This is a genomic window from Owenweeksia hongkongensis DSM 17368, assembly GCF_000236705.1.
Taxonomy (GTDB): domain Bacteria; phylum Bacteroidota; class Bacteroidia; order Flavobacteriales; family Schleiferiaceae; genus Owenweeksia; species Owenweeksia hongkongensis.
Map to the genome: position 1 here is coordinate 3,835,759 of NC_016599.1, position 21,118 is coordinate 3,856,876.

General features: G+C 42.2%; 23 protein-coding genes and 1 other RNA gene. 9 read left to right on the forward strand and 15 right to left on the reverse strand.

What is annotated here, in order from left to right:
* Positions 1 to 62: 62 nt before the first annotated feature.
* The 4 genes from OWEHO_RS16890 (at position 63) to OWEHO_RS16905 (ending at position 2,546) form a co-directional block, all read left to right on the forward strand.
* Positions 63 to 845, forward strand: a complete 783-nt coding sequence (locus OWEHO_RS16890; RefSeq protein WP_014203718.1) for an SOS response-associated peptidase family protein — start codon at positions 63 to 65, stop codon at positions 843 to 845.
* A 38-nt stretch (positions 846 to 883) separates the two neighbouring features.
* Positions 884 to 1,387, forward strand: a complete 504-nt coding sequence (locus OWEHO_RS16895) for a HEPN domain-containing protein (RefSeq protein WP_014203719.1) — start codon at positions 884 to 886, stop codon at positions 1,385 to 1,387.
* A complete protein-coding gene (locus OWEHO_RS16900; RefSeq protein ID WP_014203720.1) occupies positions 1,384 to 2,094 on the forward strand; it encodes an endonuclease/exonuclease/phosphatase family protein in 711 nt (236 codons plus the stop codon). The genes OWEHO_RS16895 and OWEHO_RS16900 overlap by 4 nt, the downstream gene beginning before the upstream one ends.
* Positions 2,095 to 2,228: 134 nt before the next feature.
* Positions 2,229 to 2,546 carry a hypothetical protein gene (locus OWEHO_RS16905; RefSeq protein WP_014203721.1) on the forward strand — a complete coding sequence of 106 codons (318 nt, stop codon included), beginning with the start codon at positions 2,229 to 2,231 and terminating at the stop codon, positions 2,544 to 2,546.
* A 94-nt stretch (positions 2,547 to 2,640) separates the two neighbouring features.
* Here the strand turns inward: OWEHO_RS16905 and OWEHO_RS16910 are convergent, their stop codons facing one another.
* Both OWEHO_RS16910 and OWEHO_RS16915 read right to left on the reverse strand, forming a co-directional pair.
* Positions 2,641 to 3,015 (reverse strand): hypothetical protein, encoded by a 375-nt coding sequence (locus OWEHO_RS16910; RefSeq protein ID WP_014203722.1) that lies wholly within the window; start codon positions 3,013 to 3,015, stop codon positions 2,641 to 2,643.
* A 44-nt stretch (positions 3,016 to 3,059) separates the two neighbouring features.
* Positions 3,060 to 4,307 carry a phage integrase SAM-like domain-containing protein gene (locus tag OWEHO_RS16915; RefSeq protein WP_014203723.1) on the reverse strand — a complete coding sequence of 416 codons (1,248 nt, stop codon included), beginning with the start codon at positions 4,305 to 4,307 and terminating at the stop codon, positions 3,060 to 3,062.
* Positions 4,308 to 4,840: 533 nt separating this feature from the next.
* On the opposite strand from OWEHO_RS16915, the gene OWEHO_RS16925 reads away from it, so the two are divergent.
* The 4 genes from OWEHO_RS16925 to OWEHO_RS18530 all read left to right on the forward strand — a co-directional run bounded on the left by OWEHO_RS16925 (position 4,841) and on the right by OWEHO_RS18530 (position 11,303).
* The gene (locus OWEHO_RS16925; RefSeq protein ID WP_014203724.1) at positions 4,841 to 10,105 is read left to right on the forward strand and encodes a fibronectin type III domain-containing protein; all 5,265 of its coding nucleotides are present in this window, start codon (positions 4,841 to 4,843) and stop codon (positions 10,103 to 10,105) included.
* A 105-nt stretch (positions 10,106 to 10,210) separates the two neighbouring features.
* Positions 10,211 to 10,711, forward strand: coding sequence for a Smr/MutS family protein (locus OWEHO_RS18110; RefSeq protein WP_014203725.1), 501 nt, complete (start codon positions 10,211 to 10,213; stop codon positions 10,709 to 10,711).
* Positions 10,712 to 10,726: 15 nt separating this feature from the next.
* An RNA gene (gene rnpB / locus OWEHO_RS18125) (RNase P RNA component class A) lies at positions 10,727 to 11,130 on the forward strand.
* A gap of 11 nt (positions 11,131 to 11,141) precedes the next feature.
* On the forward strand, positions 11,142 to 11,303 hold the full coding sequence (locus OWEHO_RS18530; protein WP_169312741.1) for a hypothetical protein: 162 nt from the start codon (positions 11,142 to 11,144) through the stop codon (positions 11,301 to 11,303).
* Here OWEHO_RS18530 and OWEHO_RS16935 read toward each other — a convergent pair.
* From OWEHO_RS16935 to OWEHO_RS16990, 13 genes are all read right to left on the reverse strand, one after another.
* A complete protein-coding gene (locus OWEHO_RS16935; RefSeq protein WP_014203726.1) occupies positions 11,300 to 11,629 on the reverse strand; it encodes a DMT family transporter in 330 nt (109 codons plus the stop codon). The two genes, OWEHO_RS18530 and OWEHO_RS16935, sit on opposite strands and share 4 nt — an antisense overlap.
* Before the next feature lie 54 nt (positions 11,630 to 11,683).
* On the reverse strand, positions 11,684 to 11,899 hold the full coding sequence (locus OWEHO_RS18690; RefSeq protein WP_014203727.1) for a DUF6132 family protein: 216 nt from the start codon (positions 11,897 to 11,899) through the stop codon (positions 11,684 to 11,686).
* Between the two features lie 2 nt (positions 11,900 to 11,901).
* Positions 11,902 to 12,144, reverse strand: coding sequence for a hypothetical protein (locus tag OWEHO_RS18425; protein WP_014203728.1), 243 nt, complete (start codon positions 12,142 to 12,144; stop codon positions 11,902 to 11,904).
* A 3-nt stretch (positions 12,145 to 12,147) separates the two neighbouring features.
* Positions 12,148 to 12,462, reverse strand: a complete 315-nt coding sequence (locus OWEHO_RS16945) for a rhodanese-like domain-containing protein (protein ID WP_014203729.1) — start codon at positions 12,460 to 12,462, stop codon at positions 12,148 to 12,150.
* A 213-nt stretch (positions 12,463 to 12,675) separates the two neighbouring features.
* Complete coding sequence (locus tag OWEHO_RS16950) at positions 12,676 to 13,092, reverse strand: GreA/GreB family elongation factor (RefSeq protein ID WP_014203730.1); 417 nt, start codon at positions 13,090 to 13,092, stop codon at positions 12,676 to 12,678.
* Between the two features lies 1 nt (position 13,093).
* The gene (locus tag OWEHO_RS16955) at positions 13,094 to 14,485 is read right to left on the reverse strand and encodes an NAD(P)(+) transhydrogenase (Re/Si-specific) subunit beta (RefSeq protein WP_014203731.1); all 1,392 of its coding nucleotides are present in this window, start codon (positions 14,483 to 14,485) and stop codon (positions 13,094 to 13,096) included.
* A 3-nt stretch (positions 14,486 to 14,488) separates the two neighbouring features.
* Positions 14,489 to 14,788 (reverse strand): NAD(P) transhydrogenase subunit alpha, encoded by a 300-nt coding sequence (locus tag OWEHO_RS16960; protein WP_014203732.1) that lies wholly within the window; start codon positions 14,786 to 14,788, stop codon positions 14,489 to 14,491.
* 5 nt (positions 14,789 to 14,793) lie between these two features.
* Positions 14,794 to 15,915, reverse strand: coding sequence for an NAD(P) transhydrogenase subunit alpha (locus OWEHO_RS16965; RefSeq protein ID WP_014203733.1), 1,122 nt, complete (start codon positions 15,913 to 15,915; stop codon positions 14,794 to 14,796).
* Positions 15,916 to 16,111: 196 nt separating this feature from the next.
* Positions 16,112 to 17,389 carry a Glu/Leu/Phe/Val family dehydrogenase gene (locus tag OWEHO_RS16970; protein WP_014203734.1) on the reverse strand — a complete coding sequence of 426 codons (1,278 nt, stop codon included), beginning with the start codon at positions 17,387 to 17,389 and terminating at the stop codon, positions 16,112 to 16,114.
* 15 nt (positions 17,390 to 17,404) lie between these two features.
* Complete coding sequence (locus tag OWEHO_RS16975) at positions 17,405 to 17,647, reverse strand: hypothetical protein (RefSeq protein ID WP_014203735.1); 243 nt, start codon at positions 17,645 to 17,647, stop codon at positions 17,405 to 17,407.
* A gap of 261 nt (positions 17,648 to 17,908) precedes the next feature.
* On the reverse strand, positions 17,909 to 19,372 hold the full coding sequence (locus OWEHO_RS16980) for a potassium/proton antiporter (RefSeq protein WP_041628345.1): 1,464 nt from the start codon (positions 19,370 to 19,372) through the stop codon (positions 17,909 to 17,911).
* A 188-nt stretch (positions 19,373 to 19,560) separates the two neighbouring features.
* Positions 19,561 to 20,019, reverse strand: coding sequence for a hypothetical protein (locus OWEHO_RS16985; protein ID WP_014203737.1), 459 nt, complete (start codon positions 20,017 to 20,019; stop codon positions 19,561 to 19,563).
* 103 nt (positions 20,020 to 20,122) lie between these two features.
* Positions 20,123 to 20,521: a hypothetical protein gene (locus tag OWEHO_RS16990; RefSeq protein WP_041627704.1), complete on the reverse strand. Its 399-nt coding sequence runs from the start codon at positions 20,519 to 20,521 to the stop codon at positions 20,123 to 20,125.
* 152 nt (positions 20,522 to 20,673) lie between these two features.
* Between OWEHO_RS16990 and OWEHO_RS16995 the strand changes: the two genes are divergently transcribed.
* Positions 20,674 to 21,117: a DUF302 domain-containing protein gene (locus OWEHO_RS16995; RefSeq protein ID WP_169312809.1), complete on the forward strand. Its 444-nt coding sequence runs from the start codon at positions 20,674 to 20,676 to the stop codon at positions 21,115 to 21,117.
* The last annotated feature ends 1 nt before the right edge of the window (position 21,118 follow it).

A 21,118-nucleotide genomic window follows, 5' to 3' on the forward strand; every position in this document is an offset into this window, starting at 1 on the left:
AAAAAAGGTTATCCCTGCTTTGGGTATGAAACGGACTGTTTATCTTTATGGAAAACCTTTCTATGTGCGTCTATACCACCCAATTTGCAACCCTCACTTCTGAATATCCTGCTTGGAAAGACTATACAATCAAGAAGCAGCTTCCACCTTCACTTTGGCTGGAAACGCCTGACTATCCGCTGAGCGAACGACCTCAGTATGGGAACCCCTCGCCTGTGATAGGAATCGGGAACTGGGGGACAATCATGCTACAGAAAGATGATCAGACTTACTGGGATTGGGCGCAGTTTGCTCCTCCACGGTCGATGTGGCCAGGAGGTAAAGCAATGCCATACTATAACGCCAAGGTGGAAACGCTTGAAGAATACCAGGCCGGGGTTAAGAAAGGGCCTTTTTCAAAAGTGGTAAAAGAAGATCTTCAGCAGCGGATGTGTGTGTTTTGGGTGAACTCTTTTTTTGAGTCCAACGGTAACAAGTCAAAGCCACGGTGGTTTCACATTTTCAGGGAGGATAGGAAATTTATACCCCTTGCCGGTTTCTATCATCAGATAGAAGATGTGGACAAGGGAATATTGTGGCCGGGATTCACCATCATTACACGTGATCCTTATGACATTGTTGCTCAAACCGGGCATGATCGTTCGCCAGGTATTTTACCCTATGACCATGTTAGCACTTGGTTGAACCCTAACAATACCGTAGACTCCAAGTTGTCTATGCTTGCTGATTCACCAGCGGGATTGTTCAAGGTTGATGAAGTAGGAAAATCTACGGTTACCAAGCGGACTGCAGCAGCAACCACACCGATAGAAGGAGGGGAGAACTTTGCGGTCGGGTCGTTATAAGTTTTACATATCTTGCTCTTAGCTTAAACTAGAACAACATGGACGCTATACAAAAGAGTTTCTTAAAGGAGCCAGACAGCTTGACAACAGACCCCGGGAATGTTCATATCGTAGTTGGTGGTTTGGTTGACCTGATCGCACTTCGCGATATCCGAAATTCATATCAACTTGCTGGAGATGAATTAGTAGCCCTTGCACTTGCTAGCGGAGATCTGTCCTACCAATACTCATATCCGATTGTTTTCCTTTACAGGCATGTAATTGAGACTTCCTTGAAAAGTGTCTTGCTGGAAAAGGGTGTTTCTTTTGAAAGGTCGCATAATTTGGTAGAGCTTGCCGAAAAGGTCGTTGCAATCAAAAGTGATGCAGTTTCGGAAGATCAAATAAGGTTTTTGGTTGAAAGGGCTGCAGAGTTTGAAATACTGGATGAAAGAAGCACTCGTTTTAGATATGGGGAGGAAATAGGTGGTGAGTTTTTGATTCATTTAGGGCAACTGAAGGAGGTTGTTAGTGCCTTTGTGGTTCTAACGAGTTATATATGAGAGTGATTCACTGGAACTGTCAGTGTGCTTTTCGCAAGAAGAACGAGCGCATACTTTCCTATGATCCGGATATCTTGATTGTAGCCGAGTGCGAAAGCATGGAGAAACTCAAGTTTGGAAAGCTAACGCCTGAACCGCGTAGTCATTTATGGTTCGGGGATAACTTGAACAAGGGTATCGGGATCTTTTCGTACAGTACAGACTTTAGGTTAGAGGTGATGGATTGTTATAACCCGGAGTTTAGGTATATCATACCGGTGAAAGTTTCGGGCCCAGATCAGGATTTTACCTTGCTTGCGGTTTGGGCCATGGGAAACACCAAGTATCCAAGCAAGTCATATATCGGTCAAGTATGGTTGGCGTTAGAGTACTATAAAGATCTGTTGACTGGTCCGGTTGTCCTTGTTGGTGACTTTAATAGCAACAAAATCTGGGATCATTTTCCGCGGGTGGGTAACCATTCGGCAGTGGTCAAGAAGCTGCAAGATTATGACATCCACAGTCTCTATCATCTTTGTCATAACCAGGAGCAAGGAGTGGAGGAGCATCCAACTTTTTACATGTATCGTAAGCAAGAAAAGCCATATCACATCGATTACTGCTTTCTTTCAGGACAACTGATTACGGAAGACACAAGCTTGGAGGTTGGAAGTTTTGAGGGGTGGTGTGATATAAGTGATCATGTGCCGCTTATGGTTGATCTATAGGACGGGCGTATGTGCTCTGTATTTGGGTTCGAGTCCTGCTGGGATTCTAACCTAAAGTTTAGGGGTAAAATCACGGAAAACAGGTATTTCAAGCAAGGAAGCAACTGCTATCTTTGATGGAAACATTTGAACACATGAAAAAGTATGAACCATGGGAGTTTATACCATACCCCACTATACAATCAGTTGACGACCCTCTCACTTACGAACTGAAAAACGGTAAAGAAGTTGCTTCTTTTCAAACTGAAGATCGTTGTGATGGTTCTATCACCAAGCAAGATGGTGAGTTTATCTTAACAGCATCCTTCAGAGGTAAGAACGATGAATACCGAAAGAAAAAGATGCGGAGTGTAGACCTTCCTTTCGAGACTGAAAGAGAAGCTCTACAGTACTGGTTTGACAACAAACACACCATCTGGATCAAACTAGCTGATATGAGAGCACCTCTATAAAAAAGACCCGTGTGCAGATCTTACGGGATGCAACACGGGTACTGTTCTTAGTTCTGATATTTCATCATCTGGCTTACTGCGTAGTTGTAGGATGCTACAATTTTGCTTGCTGATACTCTTCTGTCTTAAACTCTTTTATGAATCTCAAAAAAGTCCCGCCCCAAAACGGTAGTGGATCTTTCTGGTACAGGTGTATAAAGCCCTTCATGCAATCAAGCGTAATCTGGTGAGGAACGTTGGTTGTAGGAACCAGCCCTATACCTAAACCGTTTTCTTCTGTCAAGTGCATTGAAGGCACCATTTCGCCAAAGATCATGCGTGTTAAAAAGGGTGGATCGTCCCATCTTCTTTGTTTGCTCAGTGCTCTATGTATATCGGCAAAGATTTCTTTACCGTAGTAGTGAGTATAGAGGTAAACTGTGCCAGTGATAGCTTTGATTTCTACTTGTCCGGGGTCGCGCTGTATCATGTGTTTTGTTTTTTCGTTGGAAGAAATGTTAGTGAGTCGGTTAGCTATGCTTCACCAATAATTTTGGCGTGTACTTCGTCCAGTATGTCATCAGTGAAAGGTGTTTGGTAGGTGTGATCTACATTGTTTAGCTGATGACCCATCAGTACTTTGATCACTTCTATGTCCAGTCGTAGCTCTACTCGCCCGATGCTTTTAAAGGTGGCTCGTGAACCTTTGAGGTATAGTTCATCGGATAACTCAAGTCTTTCAAAAGGTTTTAACCAGTTTTTATGTAAGTAGTGATCTCGGGCGGGCTTTTCGCGCGTGAGAGGTTGAAGGTATCTTTGAAGAAGGTTAGCTCTGAAGGAGCTGTACTTTTTTTCTTGTTTTTCTGGATGAGGAATAACAGAGAACACTCGATCCGAGGTTTTGTCTCCAAGTTCGTCTATAATGGCTTGAGCTTTGGGGAATATTCGGATGTTTACAACATAACCACTGCGCCCAGCAAGTTTAGCACGTCTGAACTTGATCCTTCCTTCCTTGATGTCGGTCCACTTCAGAAGTGCCAAATCAATAAGGTCCATACCTGCGAAGTAGAACATCAGTAACCAAATCTTAACGTAGGGTCGGAGGTTTGCTTCTTCCAGCTTTTCGATATCTTTTCTGCTAAGTGCGTGAGTAGGGGTAGCTACTTTCGAAGGCATATTCTTTTCAAAGGGATTATAGCCACGAAGCAAATCATACCCTTTTCTAAGTTGTGCGTGCTTGTAGGTGGTACGCATGTTTCGCATGTACGCGTGAAGACCATTGTTGCCCATGTGTTTTCCCATGGTGAGCCTGAACTCAAGAACCCACTCATAGTCTATGTCTTTCAGCGCTACATCTCCATACTTACGGATACAGTTTTGTACGGTTATATATAAGGAGTAAGATTTCTTTTGTGCTTGCAGTTCTTTGATGATGATATCGTAGAACTGAACGAAAGAAGTTTTGCTTTTTGCTACAACTCCGTTTATACCGTTCTTGAAGACATCGATGATCTGATCGAAACTAAGTTTGTCTGGATGTGTGTTTAGATAGTTCCTGATTTTAAGCTGTTTTTTAGCTTCTTCAGAAACAAAATCGAAAAGCGTTTCATCTGGACAGTTGTCAAGAGGTCTGCCTGTTTTTTGATTCCAGAATTCTTTGTGAACTTTTCTTCCTAAATCGACATATCTGTGATTTCCTTTATAGGTAACGCGTGTTTTTAGGGGGTATCTACCAGTTTCATCCTGGTTTTTGTGGAAGCGAACAACTTTCGAGGTGACCATTTCTGCGTATTTACCTTCGGAAGGTAGCGAAAGTTGATCGTTTTTGCTACGTAAAAAGTAAACAAATGAGGTAAACAAAAGTGTCAGGTAAACACAGTTTTGGCCTGTTTTAAGAGATGTGGAGTTGGTGGTTTTTGTGTGGGAATTTCTTGTAAAAGCCTTTGCTTATGGGGCTTTTGAAGGGGTGTTGTTTGGAGGGGGAAGGGGAGTTGAAAGTCGCTTTGGATGCTTAGAAGGCAGATGCTCTATCCAGCTGAGCTACGCGACCAATTTGAGGGGGGCAAAGATAAATTTTATTTGAAACCAACACCGCTCAGTGAGGAAAATATTTTTAGAAGTATCATTAATAAAATATTTTTCGTTAAATCGATGAAATGCACCGAATACTAATTAAGTTGATTTAAGAAGTATTGAAAAATTCAGTGGGGGTGCATGATGTAGGAATTATCTTTCCCAAGTGTATTGCTTGCAAGGTTTAAAATGGTTAAAATTGTTTGTACACACGTTTAATTATTAACACATTAATTCACTTTATGAAAAGATTATTACTTCTATTTGGTATTGTTTCATGCTGGTCCAGCTTACTAGCACAGAAGCCAAATATTGCCCCCGGGGCAACAATTACGAATACGGGTACACAAACTTCACCAACTACACTTAATGACTTGGTTTATGGAACTTGCGGTACTCAAATCTTTTGGATGACTAGTACTAGCGGTAGCACCACCGATTATATAGAATGGAGCTGGCCCACAACCCAAAGCTTTGATGAAATCAAGTTTTATCAAGCGGATGCAACAACTGCCAGGCAATTGGATGGTGGTGTGCTACAAGCATGGGATGGTTCTGCATGGGTTACAGCCGCTACATTCAGTAACCTGCCTTTGGCCTGCGATAATACCATTACTTTTCAAAGAATAACTACTACCAAGCTGAGATTGACGCAGATGATAATAGGTAGTGGTGGCGGACAAGCCACTAACGTGAACTTTAGAGAAATAGAGATTTTCCAAGCCTCTGTATCAGCAGACGATGCGGGTGTAACTGTAGTAGATAGTTCTCAAGCAGTGTGCCCTGGTTCATATCCAGTAAATGCCACGATTCAAAATTTTGGAACTAATCAAATTGATTCGGTTCAAGTGAATTGGTCAGTTGATGGCGTTGCGCAAACCTCAGTATGGCACAGCAGCCTATTAGATACAATAGGAGGCACCGGTTTGTCTTCAGCTAGTGTTGCATTGGGCAACTATACGTTTGCGGCAAACACTAATTACAACTTAAAGGTGTGGACTAGTATGCCTAACAGTGCTGCGGATACTGTTAATTATAATGACACACTTAGCACAGTAATGCGCTTAGGTTCTCCTACTGGGTTCATGGCGAGTAATGTTCAAACTACAAGTGCTGATCTTTCTTGGAACGCTTTAGGAGCGAGTAATTTTAGAGTAACTTACGGTGCTGCAGGTTTTAATCCCCTCACTGGAGGAAATACAAATCCAGTAACAGGAAGTTCTACTACATTGTCTAGTCTTAGTGCCAATACATTATATGAAGCCTACTTGGTGGCAGACTGCGGAAGTTCAGCATATAGCGACACCACGGGGCCTATTAGCTTTAGAACTCCCTGTACAGTTGCTATAGCACCTTTTAATGAAAATTTTGATAGCACTTCAAGCTGGTTTGCCAGCGGAAGCAATACAAATAATACGATAGACCCATGCTGGTCATCCTTACCAGATGTAAGTCAAGGAGCAGAGCCATTTAAATGGATACCAAGGGGGACAGGTCCAACCAGTGGTAATGGTCCATTGCAAGACCTTACCGGAGGAAACTTTATGTATGTAGAAGCATCAAGCAGTACAGCAAATGATGAAGCTTTCCTTACCACGCCACCAATTGATGTGAGTGGATTGACAACACCAGGACTTTACTTTTTCCAACATAGATACAGTAATGGTAATATTGCTGATATGGATATATTGGTTTCTGATGACTTTGGAACCACCTGGAACAACGAATACTCAATTTCAGGAGATCTTCAAGCTTCAAGTAGCGACCCGTGGGCATTAGAGTTTGTAAACCTCGCCAATTATACCGGAGATACAATCATGGTACAGTTTAAGCAAACCGGAAACGGATGCTGTGGAGATGCTGCGATTGATAGTCTGGTAATAGATGAGGCACCACTTTGCCCGTGGCCAAATAGTGCTGGCGTGGTAACTACTACAGATTCATCTGCAGTTATTTCGTGGACAGATCCCAGCGGAAGCGGATGGGAAGTAATTTGGGGACCTCCCGGTTTTTCGCAAGCTTCTCCTGGTGCGGGTACTCGCAACACTACTAATAACCCAGATACGATCCCTGGACTACAGTCAAACACGGCTTATGAGTACTACGTGCGGACTGATTGCGGACCGAATGGAAATAGTATTTGGATTGGTCCCATAGCTTTTAGAACTGAATGTTCACCTTTTGCAGCTCCTTACTTTACGAATTATGATAACAGTACAAGTACAAATGTGCCATTCTGCTGGGGTAATTATATAAATGGTGCAGGCTCTGCATTTTCACAAGCCTATACTCAGTCTACTACTAATGCATACTCAGCACCCAATGCCCTTTACATATATAATTATTTGGGTACATCATTGGCTGCCGATACCGTAATAGCTATAAGCCCTAATTTTAGTGATATAACGGTGGGAGATAAGCAACTACGTTTTAAGGCATATACAACTACTACTGCTGCTGCAACGCTCATTATAGGTAGTATGCCGAATGGGAGTGTAGGAAGCTCTATCACCCCCTTTGATACGATTACTTTGAGTACAGCTTATCAAGAATTTATTATTCCGATAAGTACGGCCAACGGATATAATGGCACTGATAATTACATAGGCCTGATGCATGGTCAGTCAGGAATTGTACAAACAATCTATGTGGATGATTTTAATTATGAAGTAACTCCACCTTGTCCACCACCATCGTCTACATCTTTAGGAACAAGCTTTGTAGGTAGTAATTCAGCAAGTTTGTATTGGGGTTCAGGGGCAGCGGATTCTACAAAGGTAGAAGTAGGGGCAGTAGGCTTTACCCCAGGTACAGGAACCCAAATTGTGGCCGTAGGAACCATCGGTGATACTGTTTCGATTTCAGGGTTGACCCCTCAAACCACCTATGAATTTTACATTCAAGATACCTGCTATGGAGTGGGGAGTAGTGGCTGGTTAGGGCCATTTCCTTTTACCACCAGTTGCTTGCCTATAGCAGCACCATATTTAGAAACCTTTGATGGTACCTCATGGGTGCTTGGTAATGGAAGTGGAGCCCAAACAGGAACAGTAGATCAATGTTGGACTAGAAACCCTGATGCTAACAGTACTTGGACGTGGAATGTGTATAACGGGGCTCCAAGTTCAGGAAGTACGGGGCCAGGTGCAGATTATAGTGGAACTGGAAACTTCCTTTATACCGATGCATCATATAGTAATAGTACTGGCAATGCAGATATTTTCTCACCACTTATTGATGTTTCAGCATTAACGGTACCGTACGTAAACTTTTTCTACTATCGCTATGGAGATTTAGCAGAAATGGGAGATATGGAAGTAGCTGTAAATGATGGTTCAGGTTGGGTAACTTTATTAACTTTAACCGGAACTGATCAAACATCAACTACCGATCCATGGAAAGAGTCGGGGGCTGATGTTTCCGCTTTTGGAGACACCATTCAAGTTCGTTTTAGAGGGGTATATGTAGCTTGTTGTCAGGGTGATATGGCTATTGATCAATTTGAGGTGAAGGAAGCTCCAAGCTGTCCCAACTTAGTAGGTCTTGATACGGTACAAGTAACACCCACGACAGCAACCCTTGCTTGGCTACAATCCGGATCTGCCGCCAATGGATATGAGGTATGGTATGGGCCTCAGGGTTTTTATCAGGGTACAGCCACGGTAGGAGGAACCAAGATTTTAAGTCCTAATGACACTCTTACTTTGAGTGGGCTGAGTGTACAAACTTGTTATGAATATGTGGTACGCGCACTATGTTCTGTTGGAGATACTAGTGACTGGGCGGGACCCGTTTCTTTTTGCACCAAAATCTCCTGTCCTGCGCCTACTAATTTTGCGGTTACATCTACCAGTGGAAATACAGCGACTCTTGGATGGAATGCATCTGGCGGAAGTCAAGGATACGTATTGGAATATGGACAAGGTAACTTTACCAGAGGTACGGGAACTGTAGTTTCCGTTACCGGAACCTCGTATACTATTACCAACCTTCCGCAGAATAACACGGCTTACCAAGCGTATGTTAGATCTGACTGTGGCACTGGCGATTCAAGTGTATGGGTAGGACCTTTGCTAATTGTGATTGATCCAAATCTTTGTACAGAGGATTTTGAAGTATATAATACAGGTCTAATCGATGGCCAATCCACGTTCTTTATAGGATGGGCTGGAGCACCAGGAGATGCTGAAATAACTACTACTCGAGCATCCAGTGGTACCAAATCCCTCCATATTTATACTACGGGTCCTAGTGCGGCATCCGATGTAGTTGCCAACATGGATTCAAGCTTCACTTCTGGAATTTATAGTCTTAAGTTCAATATGTTTATTCCTACCAGTTATGGTGGGTATTACAATATTTTACATGACTACACCGGAGCAACCAATGTATGGGCAATTGAAGTATATATTGACGCCAATGGAACCGCCACAGTAAATGGAGGGACGAACAGTACAGCTGTTATAGGTACCTATAATACCACCCCAAATTCGTGGAATACGATAGAGCACATTATTGATTTAGACAATGATACTGCTTGGGTGATGGTAAATGGTGTGAACACCAGCTTAGGTTGGCAGTTCTCATTGGGAAGTACCAATATGGGGGATAGGTTTAATGCGGTTAACTTTTACTCTGCGGCCAACCCTGGGCAAACACCAAAATACTACGTAGATGACTTTTGTGTGAAGCCTTATGTGCCTGTTTCTTGTGCATCGCCTACTACGCTTAATGTGTCTAGCACAAATGTGGGATGCGATAGTGCAGAAGTAAGTTGGGTTTCTCCTTCCCCTTCCAATAATTCTATTTTAGAATATGGGCCAACGGGATATACACCAGGAACGGGAACACTAGTGCCATACGTAATGAGTCCTTACACTATCACTGGTTTGACTCAAGGAACATCCTATGATTTCTATGTAGCTGATACTTGTGCAAACGATACTAGTGATCAGGCCGGGCCATTTACGTTTAGTACAACTTCAGTAGCTGCTCATGCCTCATTTACATGGAGCTCTACCTACACGGCAACCACTCAAGATGTAACTTTCGATGCAGCGGGTTCGTCTAATGCCGATACCTACACCTGGGATTTTGGTAATAGCAACATCGGGACAGGAGTTAATGTAACGGAGAGTTATGGCCTGCCAAATGGATCATTTACAGTAAAACTGACAGTGACTAACGCTTGTGGTAGCACTGATGATACTACGGTGGTAATTAATACCAATATTGGCTTGAGTGACCTAGCCATTGGACAAAACTTAAGAGTTTATCCAAACCCAAATAATGGTGAATTTACTGTAGAGGTAAAATTAGTTTCATCTCAAAATAATCAGCTAGTGATAACTGATATGAGTGGAAAAGAAGTGTATAGGAAGGAAATTAAAGATGCTAATGGAGCCTATGCAGAGACACTAAGCTTAAAGTATTTACCAAAAGGGGTATATATGTTGAACTTAGAAACCAGAGATGGTAAACTGGTGCGAAGACTTGTAATTGAATAGATTGCTAGTTGAATATATGTTAGAGCCGCTCCAAAGCAATTTGGAGCGGCTTTTTTGTTTAGAATTATAGGACATAAAGTAATTTGAGACTTTTATTTTTGCCACATGAAATTTAAACTTGGAGATACAGTGTCGTTCCTTAATCAAATAGGGGAAGGGGTAATTACAAAATGCGAACAGAGGCGATACCTTGTGGAAGATGAGCATGGCTTTGATGACTGGTACGAAGAACGAGAGCTTGTGGCCAAAAACAAGCTGAAAATAGACGGTGTTCAGTTTAAAGATACTTCAGCTGGCGCTGCCCCTCGAAAAGACAATGGAGCGTCCAGTTTGCTCGAAAAAGACCTTCACTTTAATAAATTAGTAGAATTTCCAAAGAACTTCTCCAATCATCAGATGTTAGAAATACAACTTAGAGAGGCGCGTAATTTTTTGGATAGGTCCAAAAAAGGAGGAAATAAAAGAGTAGTGTTGATACATGGAGTAGGGGAAGGAAGGCTAAAAGAAGAAATTCATACCATGCTTGAGCGTATGGATAATCTAAGGTTTTATGATGCCAGCTATGCAGAATATGGCAGGGGCGCTACTGAAATCGAATTTTATTAAAGTACTTTTGCACCTGAAACAGGCCGCCTTATCGCTTCGGCCCGATAGCTATCGGGATCGGAGAGGAAAGTCCGGACAACATAGGGTGCCATGCTTCTCAAAAGGAAGGGCTGCAGTTTTAAAGCTGTAGGACAGAGAGTGCCGCAGAGATATACCGCCACGTCCCGATAGCTATCGGGATCGGGGTAAGGGTGAAAAGGTGGAGTAAGAGCCCACCGTGCTGGTGGTGACATCAGTAGCTAGGTAAACCTCGTGGGTTGAAATGTCATGTATACCAGGGCTGTCCCGAATCCCGATAGCTATCGGGATGGGATGAAAGGGCTACCCGCTCGATCCTGGAGGGTAGGCAGAATAGATAAATGATAAGGCTTCTCACTTTTGTGAGTTGACAGAATCCGGCTTATAGGCCTGTTTTTTTTATTGAAAATAAATGCTCAAAAAATATAGAACCATACTAAAGGAAGAAGGCTGGAAAGGCCTCATAAAAAGGGAAGGCTGGAAAGTAGGCGCTTTACTCTTTACTTTCTTCCTGGCCAAAGGCTTGGTGTGGTTGGCTATCTTCTACGGTTTATTTGAAGTAATTGCTGATTAGTGAGCCGAAACCATCTTTAGGCCAACGATAGACAAGACCAAGGTGGAGATAAAGAACAATCGCCAAAAGTCGGCAGGCTCATTAAAAAACAAAATTCCTACAATAACGGTTCCTACAGCACCAACGCCAGTCCATACGGCATAAGCAGTTCCAATAGGTAGTGTTTGCACCACTTTGTAAAGTAATCCCATGCTGATGGTGAGAGCTACCAGAAACCCAGCCATCCACATCCAAAACTCTGTTCCTGTGGTTCCCTTGGCTTTTCCCAAGCAACTTGCAAAGGCAACTTCAAAAAGTCCTGCGATAATTAGTAAAATCCAGTTCATAGGTATTGCTAAAAAAGGTTTGAGAGAAGCCCGAGTATCATGGGCTAAATTTATTTAGGAATTCTTTTCCCGAGACTTCGAAATATATTCGCTGAGCATAGAAGCTAGTAGACCCCCCATTAAGGCTCCCCACAGGCTCATCCGCCACCAAACAGATTTTATAGTGCAGCCATCCAGACATCCCCAAAAATACCAGTAGATATAGCCGCCAATGGCACCAAATACAGCGCCTAAAATTGTGAGTTTATGTTTTTGAAAGAAGCTATCCATAACTATTTTACTTCTTCGTATTCAATATCCTGTATCGAGGATTCTTTATTTACCTGAGCTGGTGGAGTGGGGCATGTAGAGCATCCAGCATTTGCTAGGGACTGATAAGCAAAATACATCGCTGGAATTATCAGCCACCAAGTTTGTGAGTGCCAGGCTTCCATGATTATTATGATTGCCAGCCCTAATCGCAATAAGCGCATTAGGCCCCAAGGCTGCTTTATTTTAAGAAGTAAGTCCTCCAAGTTTTATGAATTTACTAACGCATTTACTAACGCATTTACTTGCATCCATCCGCCACCATTTTCACAAAGTACACCTTCTTGCTTTAAAAAAGACGTTGCTTGCCCACTACGCCCGCCTGAAGCACAGCATAAAACTATAGGACTGCTTATGGCCTTGATTTCATCTAACCTATCACGAAGTGTATTCAAAGGGATGTTTACAGAATCTACCACATGACCACCCATAAATTCGGCTGGGGTGCGTACATCAATAACTATGGCATCATGATCCAGCATTTGTTTTAGGGTAGAGTGAGGATTGTTTTCAAATAAGCTCATAATAGGTTTTGTTTACTTTTATGATTGAGCAAAGATAAGAGTTCGATTTTATGCGAATGTAACAGAGGTAACTCAGGAGTTATGTAAAAAAAAAAGAAGGCTGCCCCAATCTCACTCAAAGGCAGCCTCCACTCATTAAACTAGTGAAACAAAGAAAAACTAATGCAGATTGGCCGGGAGCTATGCCTTCGGCAAAAGGTTGCAAACTTATATTTAGCCTTGGTTGGCTTCCTCTGCACTAGTTATATTTTGAAATACATTTTTGATCATAATCTCCTTATCACCACCTGGGAAACTCCACATTACCCTGTCACCTTCAGCGTAGCCGATAAGGGCAGACCCCATTGGTGTAAGTATGGATAGTTTTTTTTGTTGCACATTACCATCTTTAGGTAATACTACTTTGTAACCTCCAAAGTAACCGGAAGGTGTTTCTATATCTACCATGCTGTTTAGTCGAACCACATCTTTTGGAATTTCAGCGTCCTCCAGCACTTTTGCATTTACCAGTTCACCACGCAGTTTGTTGTAGCAAGCAATGTGTACTGCATCTTTTGATCCTACTTTGCTCAGTAGATCTTTAATGATATCGTACTCGCTTTTAGCAAGAATTAATGTTTTGTATTTCATATTATATAAGTTTTAATTGCCCAACTAAATCTTGTAGGGTAGCCTTGGCGTCACCAAACAGAAGGTTGCAATTATCGGCTCCAAAAAGTGTGTTTTCCACTCCTGCATAGCCGGTACTCATTCCACGTTTTATTACTACCACTTGCTTACTTTGGTAAGCTCGGATAATAGGCATTCCGTATACGGGACTGTTTTCATCATTCTCTGCAGAAGGATTTACCACATCGTTGGCTCCAACTATTACCACCAAATCATACTGATCCATCTCATCGTTTACCTCGTCCATTTCTTTCAAGAAATCATAGTTGATGTTGGCTTCTGCCAAAAGGACGTTCATGTGGCCGGGCATACGACCAGCTACCGGGTGGATGATGTAATGCAGTTCTACACCGCGTTCCTCCAATATTTTTTGCAATTGTCCACAAGCGTGCTGAGCCTGCGCCACGGCTAAACCATAGCCGGGAATAATGGCAACTTTTTGCGCAAAAGCGAGCTGCATGGCAGTTTCCGCACTGGACGTTTCTTTTATGTGAATTTCTTCAGCTACACCGGCCGCACCCTTTCCCTTGGCAAAGGTGCCCGCCAATACTTTTAGTAAAGAACGGTTCATGGCTTTGCACATAAGCAGGGTAAGAAGTAATCCTGCGGCACCTACAAATATTCCTCCCGCTATCATTATTTTATTGGCATACACCAATCCTGCCAAGGCAGTTGCCACCCCGGTAAGTGAGTTGAGCAAGGAAATTACCACAGGCATATCTGCACCGCCAATAGGCCACACAAACAGCACTCCGTATAGCAATGAAAGGAAAGCTAGAATGTAAATAAGATTCACAAAACTCATAGGAAGCAATCCAAAACTGAAGGCGATCAATAGCCCCAGTATAAGCACTAGTGAGGTGCGTGCCATGTAAATCAAGGCTCGGTTGCGATTGTCTTTCAGTTTTCCGGCAAGCTTAAAGTAAGCGACCATACTTCCTGTAAGAGAAGCTGCTCCAATTACCAATCCACCGGCAAGAAGCAGTTGCACATTTAGCGGAAGCGAAGAAACACCTACTTGCTGTCCCTCAATTATTCCCAAAAGCATGGCGCAACCGCCACCCATGGCATTGAAGAGTGAAACCAGTTGTGGCATTCCTGTCATTTCTACCCGAGAAGACATTAATTTTCCGACTACCGTTCCGATGCCAATCGCACCCAAAATAATCATCATATTGATGGCTGGAAGTGCATTGGTAAGAGCTGAATAAAACGTGAGCCCTACAGCCAAAGTCATTCCTATAGCCGCTAGTATATTCCCCGATTTGGCTTTAGCCGGAGAGCTCAAAAATTTTAACCCACCTACAAAGGTGAGGGTGGCTACAAAATAGCCTGCGTCAATAAATGCTGCCATGGTCTATTTCTTTTTGGTTGAAAACATGGCCAACATTCGGCCGGTTACAAAAAATCCACCTGCTATATTTAAGGTTCCAAGCAGAACAGCTAGCCCTCCTAAGGTGAGACTGAGATAATCCGTAGGCTCTACTTTTAACATAATAATAATGGCACCAATGAGAATAACTCCACTGATGGCATTGGCACCACTCATAAGTGGCGTATGCAAAATAGCGGGTACGTTAGCGATTACTTCAATCCCTAGAAAAAGACAAAGGGCGATGAAGTAAAAAGTATCGAGATTTTGGTTTATAAATTCCATTTAGTTTAGGCTGAGGTGAGGTTTTTAATAAAAGCAGGATGAATCAATTCTCCATTTTCAATCACCTTACACCCTTGAAGAATGGGGTCATTGGCAGCATTTCCATTTTGCTGTTTCAGGTGTTTTATAAAGGAGAAATAATTGGCCGATAGCATTTGCGAGCTAGCCATTGGCATTTCCTTCGCCAAGTATGAACTGCCTATAATTTTCACACCATTGTGTTCAATCATGCGTTCATCTTGGGTAAGAGCGCAGTTTCCACCTTGCTCACTTGCCAAATCCACTATTACCGAACCTGGTTGCATACATTCCACGGATGCTTGCTCTATTAGTAATGGTGCTTTTCTACCAGGAATATTGGCGGTGCTGATTACTATTGAAGCATTGGAAATATGCTCATGAATCAGTTCTTTTTGTTTCTTTAAATATTCAGGACTCTGCTCTACAGCATATCCTCCGGCACTTGTATTTTCGGTATAACCGGGTACTTCTATAAATTTTGCACCAAGGCTACGCACTTCTTCGCCAGCAGCTCTTCGTACGTCAAAAGCTTCTACTATGGCGCCCAGTCTTTTTGCGGTAGCAATGGCTTGCAAACCAGCAACACCAGCACCAAGTACTAAAACTTTGGCAGGCTTTAATGTGCCTGCTGCAGTGGTAAACATGGGCAATACAGAACCATATAGTTCTGCGGACTTTATCACCGCTTTATATCCAGAAAGGGAGGCCATCGATGAAAGTACATCCATCGATTGTGCTTTGGTGGTACGAGGCACCATATCCAAACTAAATACCGAAAGATTACTTTTTTGGTAGGTAGAAATACGCTGGCGGTGATACATCAAATTGTAAATACCGATAAAGCTTTTACCATCTTCTACCTCCTCACCACGATATAGGTGATTGATAGAAAGTAGGCCTTCAGAGTTTTTAAAAATGTTGCTGTTGCTTACTATTTTAGCTCCAGCTTCTTCATAGGCTTTGTTTGTAAAACCAGCACGTACCCCAGCGCCTTCTTCCACCCACACTTCCATGTTTAGGTTTTGAGTAATTCGCTTTACCGTATCAGGAATCACACTTACGCGCGATTCGTTGGCTGGTTCCTTAAATATTCCTAGTGACTGCATTTAGTGTAATTAAAGTGGTGGTTCGCGACTCCGCTCTTCAAACTACCTAGATAGTAATAGGCGTGTGGCTGAGCGAAGTCGAAACCTTCAATAAAACCTCTTCCACACTCAAACCAGTTCTTTCAAAAACCGCTGAGTTTTTCTGGCTTGAGCGCGGTTGAGTTGTCCTCATTTTTATGTTTTAAGTTTCTTTTCCTTATGGGAAAATTCCTCTTTGGATATAAGCTTGTTCTATTCTTCGGATAGCTTCTATATAAGCCGAGGTACGCCAGTCTGTATGAAATTCGTTGGCCGTGTTCAATAGCTTTTTAAAACTTTGCCCCATCTTAGACTCCAGCTTGGTAAGCACTTCATCCATTTGCCATAGCTCACCATTTCTGTTTTGAAGCCATTCAAAATAACTTCCAATTACACCGCCTGAGTTGCAGTATATATCCGGAATCACGTCAATGTTTCTTTCAAAAAGTATGCTGTCAGCTTCCACATCTACAGGGCCATTGGCTCCCTCGGCAATCATCATTGCTTTGATGGTTTCAGCATTTTCACCAGTAATCTGGTTACCCATTGCGGCTGGAATAATAATGTCACAATCCAGTGCAAAAAAGTCGGATGTAGGATATTCACTGGCCTGTGGGAAACCGCTGATATGGTGATTATTTCCTTGAGCATACACAATCAATTGGTCCGGATCGATTCCATCAGCATTGTAAATAGTACCGCTGGCATCTTGCACACCTACTAAAATAGCTCCGTGCTGCTTCATAAAATGTGATGCCCAAAAGCCCACATTTCCAAAACCTTGAACGATGTAGCGCATACCTCGTAAGTCATAACTTTTTAGCTTTGCCCATTCTTTGATACTTACTACTACACCAAATCCTGTTGCACGGTCACGTCCTTCCAACCCTCCGGCACCTACAGGTTTTCCGGTTACAACGTGAGCATTTTTAGTACGCTCATTGGTAGATTTGGTACTCATGTAGGTATCCGCAATCCACGCCATCATTTGTGGAGTAGTGTTTACATCTGGTGCAGGAATGTCATGCTCGGGCCCTATGTTATCGCCAAGGGCATAGGTAAATCTACGCGTGATGCGCTCCAATTCCGAGATAGAATATTTGGATGGATCTAACTGGATTCCACCTTTTCCACCACCATAAGGCAAACCTGCCAAAGATGTTTTCCAGGTCATCCAGGTAGCTAGCGCGCGAGCCGCATCAATATCTACAGTTGGGTGGTAGCGTAAACCGCCTTTGTACGGTCCTAGGGCGTTGTTGTGTTGTACACGGTAGCCCGTAAATACTTCCACGCTTCCATCATCCATTTTTACTGGAAAGTGAACTACGATTTCATTGTTGGTGATGGCTAAAATTTTGCGCACAGCCGGGGTGAGATTCATCAGATCAGCAGCTTTTTCGTACTGATGTTTCACGTTTTCATACATGCCCATTCTAGGCTTTTCTTTTGTAATCATGTGATCGTTTAATGGTTATAAATAGTGTTCGCAATGAAATGTGATGATGTCATCATTTCTCCAGTGGCAATCATCTTTCAGTTCACAGTTTCCGCATAGCCCCGTAAAATGCTTAAGCTCCGGTTCGTGAAATGTTTTGATTTGAGATTCTACCGTGCTTGCAAAGTGTTCATCGCAAGTATGCACCGCATGCCCATTGCGAAGAGTGCATTGGGTGTTGTAATCACAATTGGTACATAGGCTTAATGTCAATTCCATAGGGGCAATGTTTTGTTGCCACTCCATAGTCAATAGGTGTGCCCTTAAAGAAAGCTAAAGGTTGAAAAAGTTATAAGTTAAAGGTTGCTAGTGGTTTAGGTTTTTAGGCTTTCGCCAAATGTGTTTGCGTATCGGGGAGAAATTACCCGGCCGGGTAGAAATGTATCGGACCTTATTCTTAAGGACGAAACAGGAAATAATCGAAATTTCTATGAAGCAAGAAACGAATGAAAATTAAAGTTGGTTGGATAAAATTTGTCCTTATGATTTTTGAAGAGCCATACTTACTTCTTCCAAGTTTTCGCCAGAATCGGCCAGTATCACCAATTTGTCATCAGCATGAATTACGCTAGTGTCGTTGGGCATAATGTATTTGCCATCTCTCTCAATGAGCGCAATAATGGAGTTTTTTGGAAACTTTAAATCCACAATTTTTTTACCCACAGAAGGGCATGCCTCTGAAATTAGCATTTCTTTCATAGCAGCCTTAGGGTGATTGGCTTTTAATACATCGGTGGGGTGGCTAAGTTTTTTTTCCTCCGGAAGCCCTACACCAAGCCAGCTAGCTACTTTGCCTAGCGTGGTGCCTTGCAATAGCACCGAGCTCACCGAGATAAAGAAAACAATGTTGAATATAATATTGGCTTTGTCAATTCCTGCCAAAAGCGGGTATGTGGCAAATACAATAGGTACGGCACCTCGCAGTCCAACCCAGGAGATATAAAAACGTCTCTGAAGTTTCATTTTAAAAGGAAGCAGAGAAACGAAAACGGCCAGGGGGCGAGCCACAAAAATTAGGAAAATCGAAATCAAAAGACCGATGCCTATATAGGGTATGATTTGACTTGGGAAAACCAATAGCCCGAGGGTAAGGAAAAGTACAATTTGCATGAGCCAAGCAAGCCCGTCAAACATACCAAGTATTGTTTTTTTATGAATGAGGTTTTGATTACCCAAATAAACCGAGCACAGATAAATAGCTAAAAAACCATTTCCCCCGATGGCATCAGTGGTAGAGTAGGTGATAAACATAAGAGCAATGACCAACACGGGGTACAGCCCTTCAAAATCTAAGCGGATATTGTTGATGACCCATTTGCTTATTTTACCGAAAAGGAAACCAGCACCAGCACCGATGGCCATTTGCATAAAAAACAGAGGAAGGAGCGACCATAAACTTTTTTCGGGCTCCACTACCATCCCCAAAAAGGCAATGGTCAACACATAGGCCATTGGGTCATTACTACCACTTTCAAGCTCAAGGGTAGGTCTAAGGTTTTTCTTTAGAGCAAGATTTTTACCCCTTAAAATTGAAAAGACTGCTGCCGCATCTGTGGAGGATACTATGGCTCCCAGAAGGAGACTTTCATAAATGGTGAAGTCGGTGACTAAAAAAACAAAGTACCCGAGACCAAGAGCTGTAAGTAAAACACCAAAGGTGGATAGAGCTAATCCTACTCGTAGAACCGGCTTTACGGTAGACCAACTGGTGTCTAAACCTCCCGAAAAAAGGATGAAGTTTAATGATACAATTCCTATAAACTGGGCAATCTGTGGATTGTCAAAATAAATCCCTCCCAAACCTTCTGAACCGGCCAACATCCCTATAGTCAAAAACAAAAGTAGGGTAGGGATACCGAACTTAAAGCTGGTTTTTCCAACCAAGATGCTTATCAAAAGCAGCAAGGAACCAATCAGGACTATATTTTCTATGGTGATGTTCACGGTTGCAAACATCGGGATAGTTACTTAAACATAAGATAGCTGCGCAGAGAAAGTAAAATTTCAATGATATGCAGGCGAATAATGGTTCCGTTATTGTGGGAGTTTATTATTTTAAGGAGGGGAGGGAGATTAAAATGCCCAAACTCTTCTTTGGAAAGAGGAGTTTGGGCGGTAAGTTATTAGCTTACTTACTTCACTTTTTCAATACTTCGTACCCACTTTTCAGCAAGTATATACTCTTCAGAAACTGAGGGTAAAATGTCAGAATCATAAAACTCTAACTTTTGTTGTGGTGCATTTTTAAGCTGAATGGCCAAGTGGATTTTTTCCAGGTTGGGGCCGTCCATTTCCTTTGCTATTGTACAGCTTTTCATGTTGCGCAAATCTATTTGTGTAGTCTCCAAGCCATGACCGTTTAACTTGGTATAAAACAGCTTTTTTGAAGTTTCATCGATTCCTATACTGTATATTTTGTTCCATGTATCGGATTGTGAAATGTTGACTCCGGCCTGTGTAGCCGCTTCTTTAAACTGTGTTTGTAATTTTTTATTTGCTTGATTTGAAGTGTAGTGTAGCCACAAAATAGGTATTAGGCAAACTACTAAAATACCCAGCCCTACCAGGGCTGTTGTTATATTAAAATCCATTGTTTTTTTATTTTGATAAATACTGGAGATGCCTGCCATAACAGATAGTATGGCGGGTGTGATTGATTTTACATAAGCTAATGTGAAAGCTTAAATCAAATATTTACCAATGCGAATGGAAGGGGTAGATGATTTCGCTGAGTAATAAGCCAGGTTGTATAAGTTGGCTTTTGCTCAGGTAGTTTTTCTTTAGTTGAGAAAAATACTGTTGACTTGTTTTTTCATTTTTCGAAAATAATGTCAGGCTGCCAAGTATAGGTTCTAGCCCGCCAATTGATCTGATCCAAGTATCACTGGAAGATGTGTTTTCCAGAAGTACAAAGTCGGGTTGATCTGCAAAGAAAATTTGCATAACATCACCACGGTCAGGAGTATCTGCAACAGTATGAGTGCTTCCAAACCTAAGAGCTAAAAAGCTGCTGAGAAAGACCAGACCAATTAATAAATAGGCTGAAATCCATCTGAGGAAAGTGTTGCTATGTAATACCGAGCTTTTGATCACTTTGTAATAATGCGAAAATCAAATCTGAAGGATTTCCGCTGTGCAATATTACTGCCAAAGACTCCAAAAAATGAAATTATTTTAAAGGGTAAAAAGAAGTGATGTACTTTAGTACTTTAAGTACTGACAACAACCCACAAAATCCCGCGAAGATGATAAGAGTAATTTTTACGACCATAGTTTTTATGATAGTGAGCCTTTCGGCAAATGCACAATTAGAAGTAAAGCAAAGTCCGCATTCTCCAGAAGAAACCATGGCCATGTTGAAGGAAATAATAACCGAAAAGGGCTTGACTATTTTTAGCGAGGTGGATCACGCGGAACAAGCACAGCAAGTGGGTATGGAACTACATTCCGTAGGTATACTTTCATTTGGCGATCCAAAAGTGGGCACCATACTTATGCAAGCCGATCCGCATGTGGCGATAGAGCTTCCTTTAAAAATAATGGTTTTTGAAAGGAATGGCAGAACCATGATGGGCTATACAGATCCTGAGACTTATAGTGAAAAATACAATTTAGAAGGTCAGGAAGAAATTTTAAAGAAGATGCACAATCTGCTCGAGGAAATGGTGGAGACTGTTGTGAATAATTAGG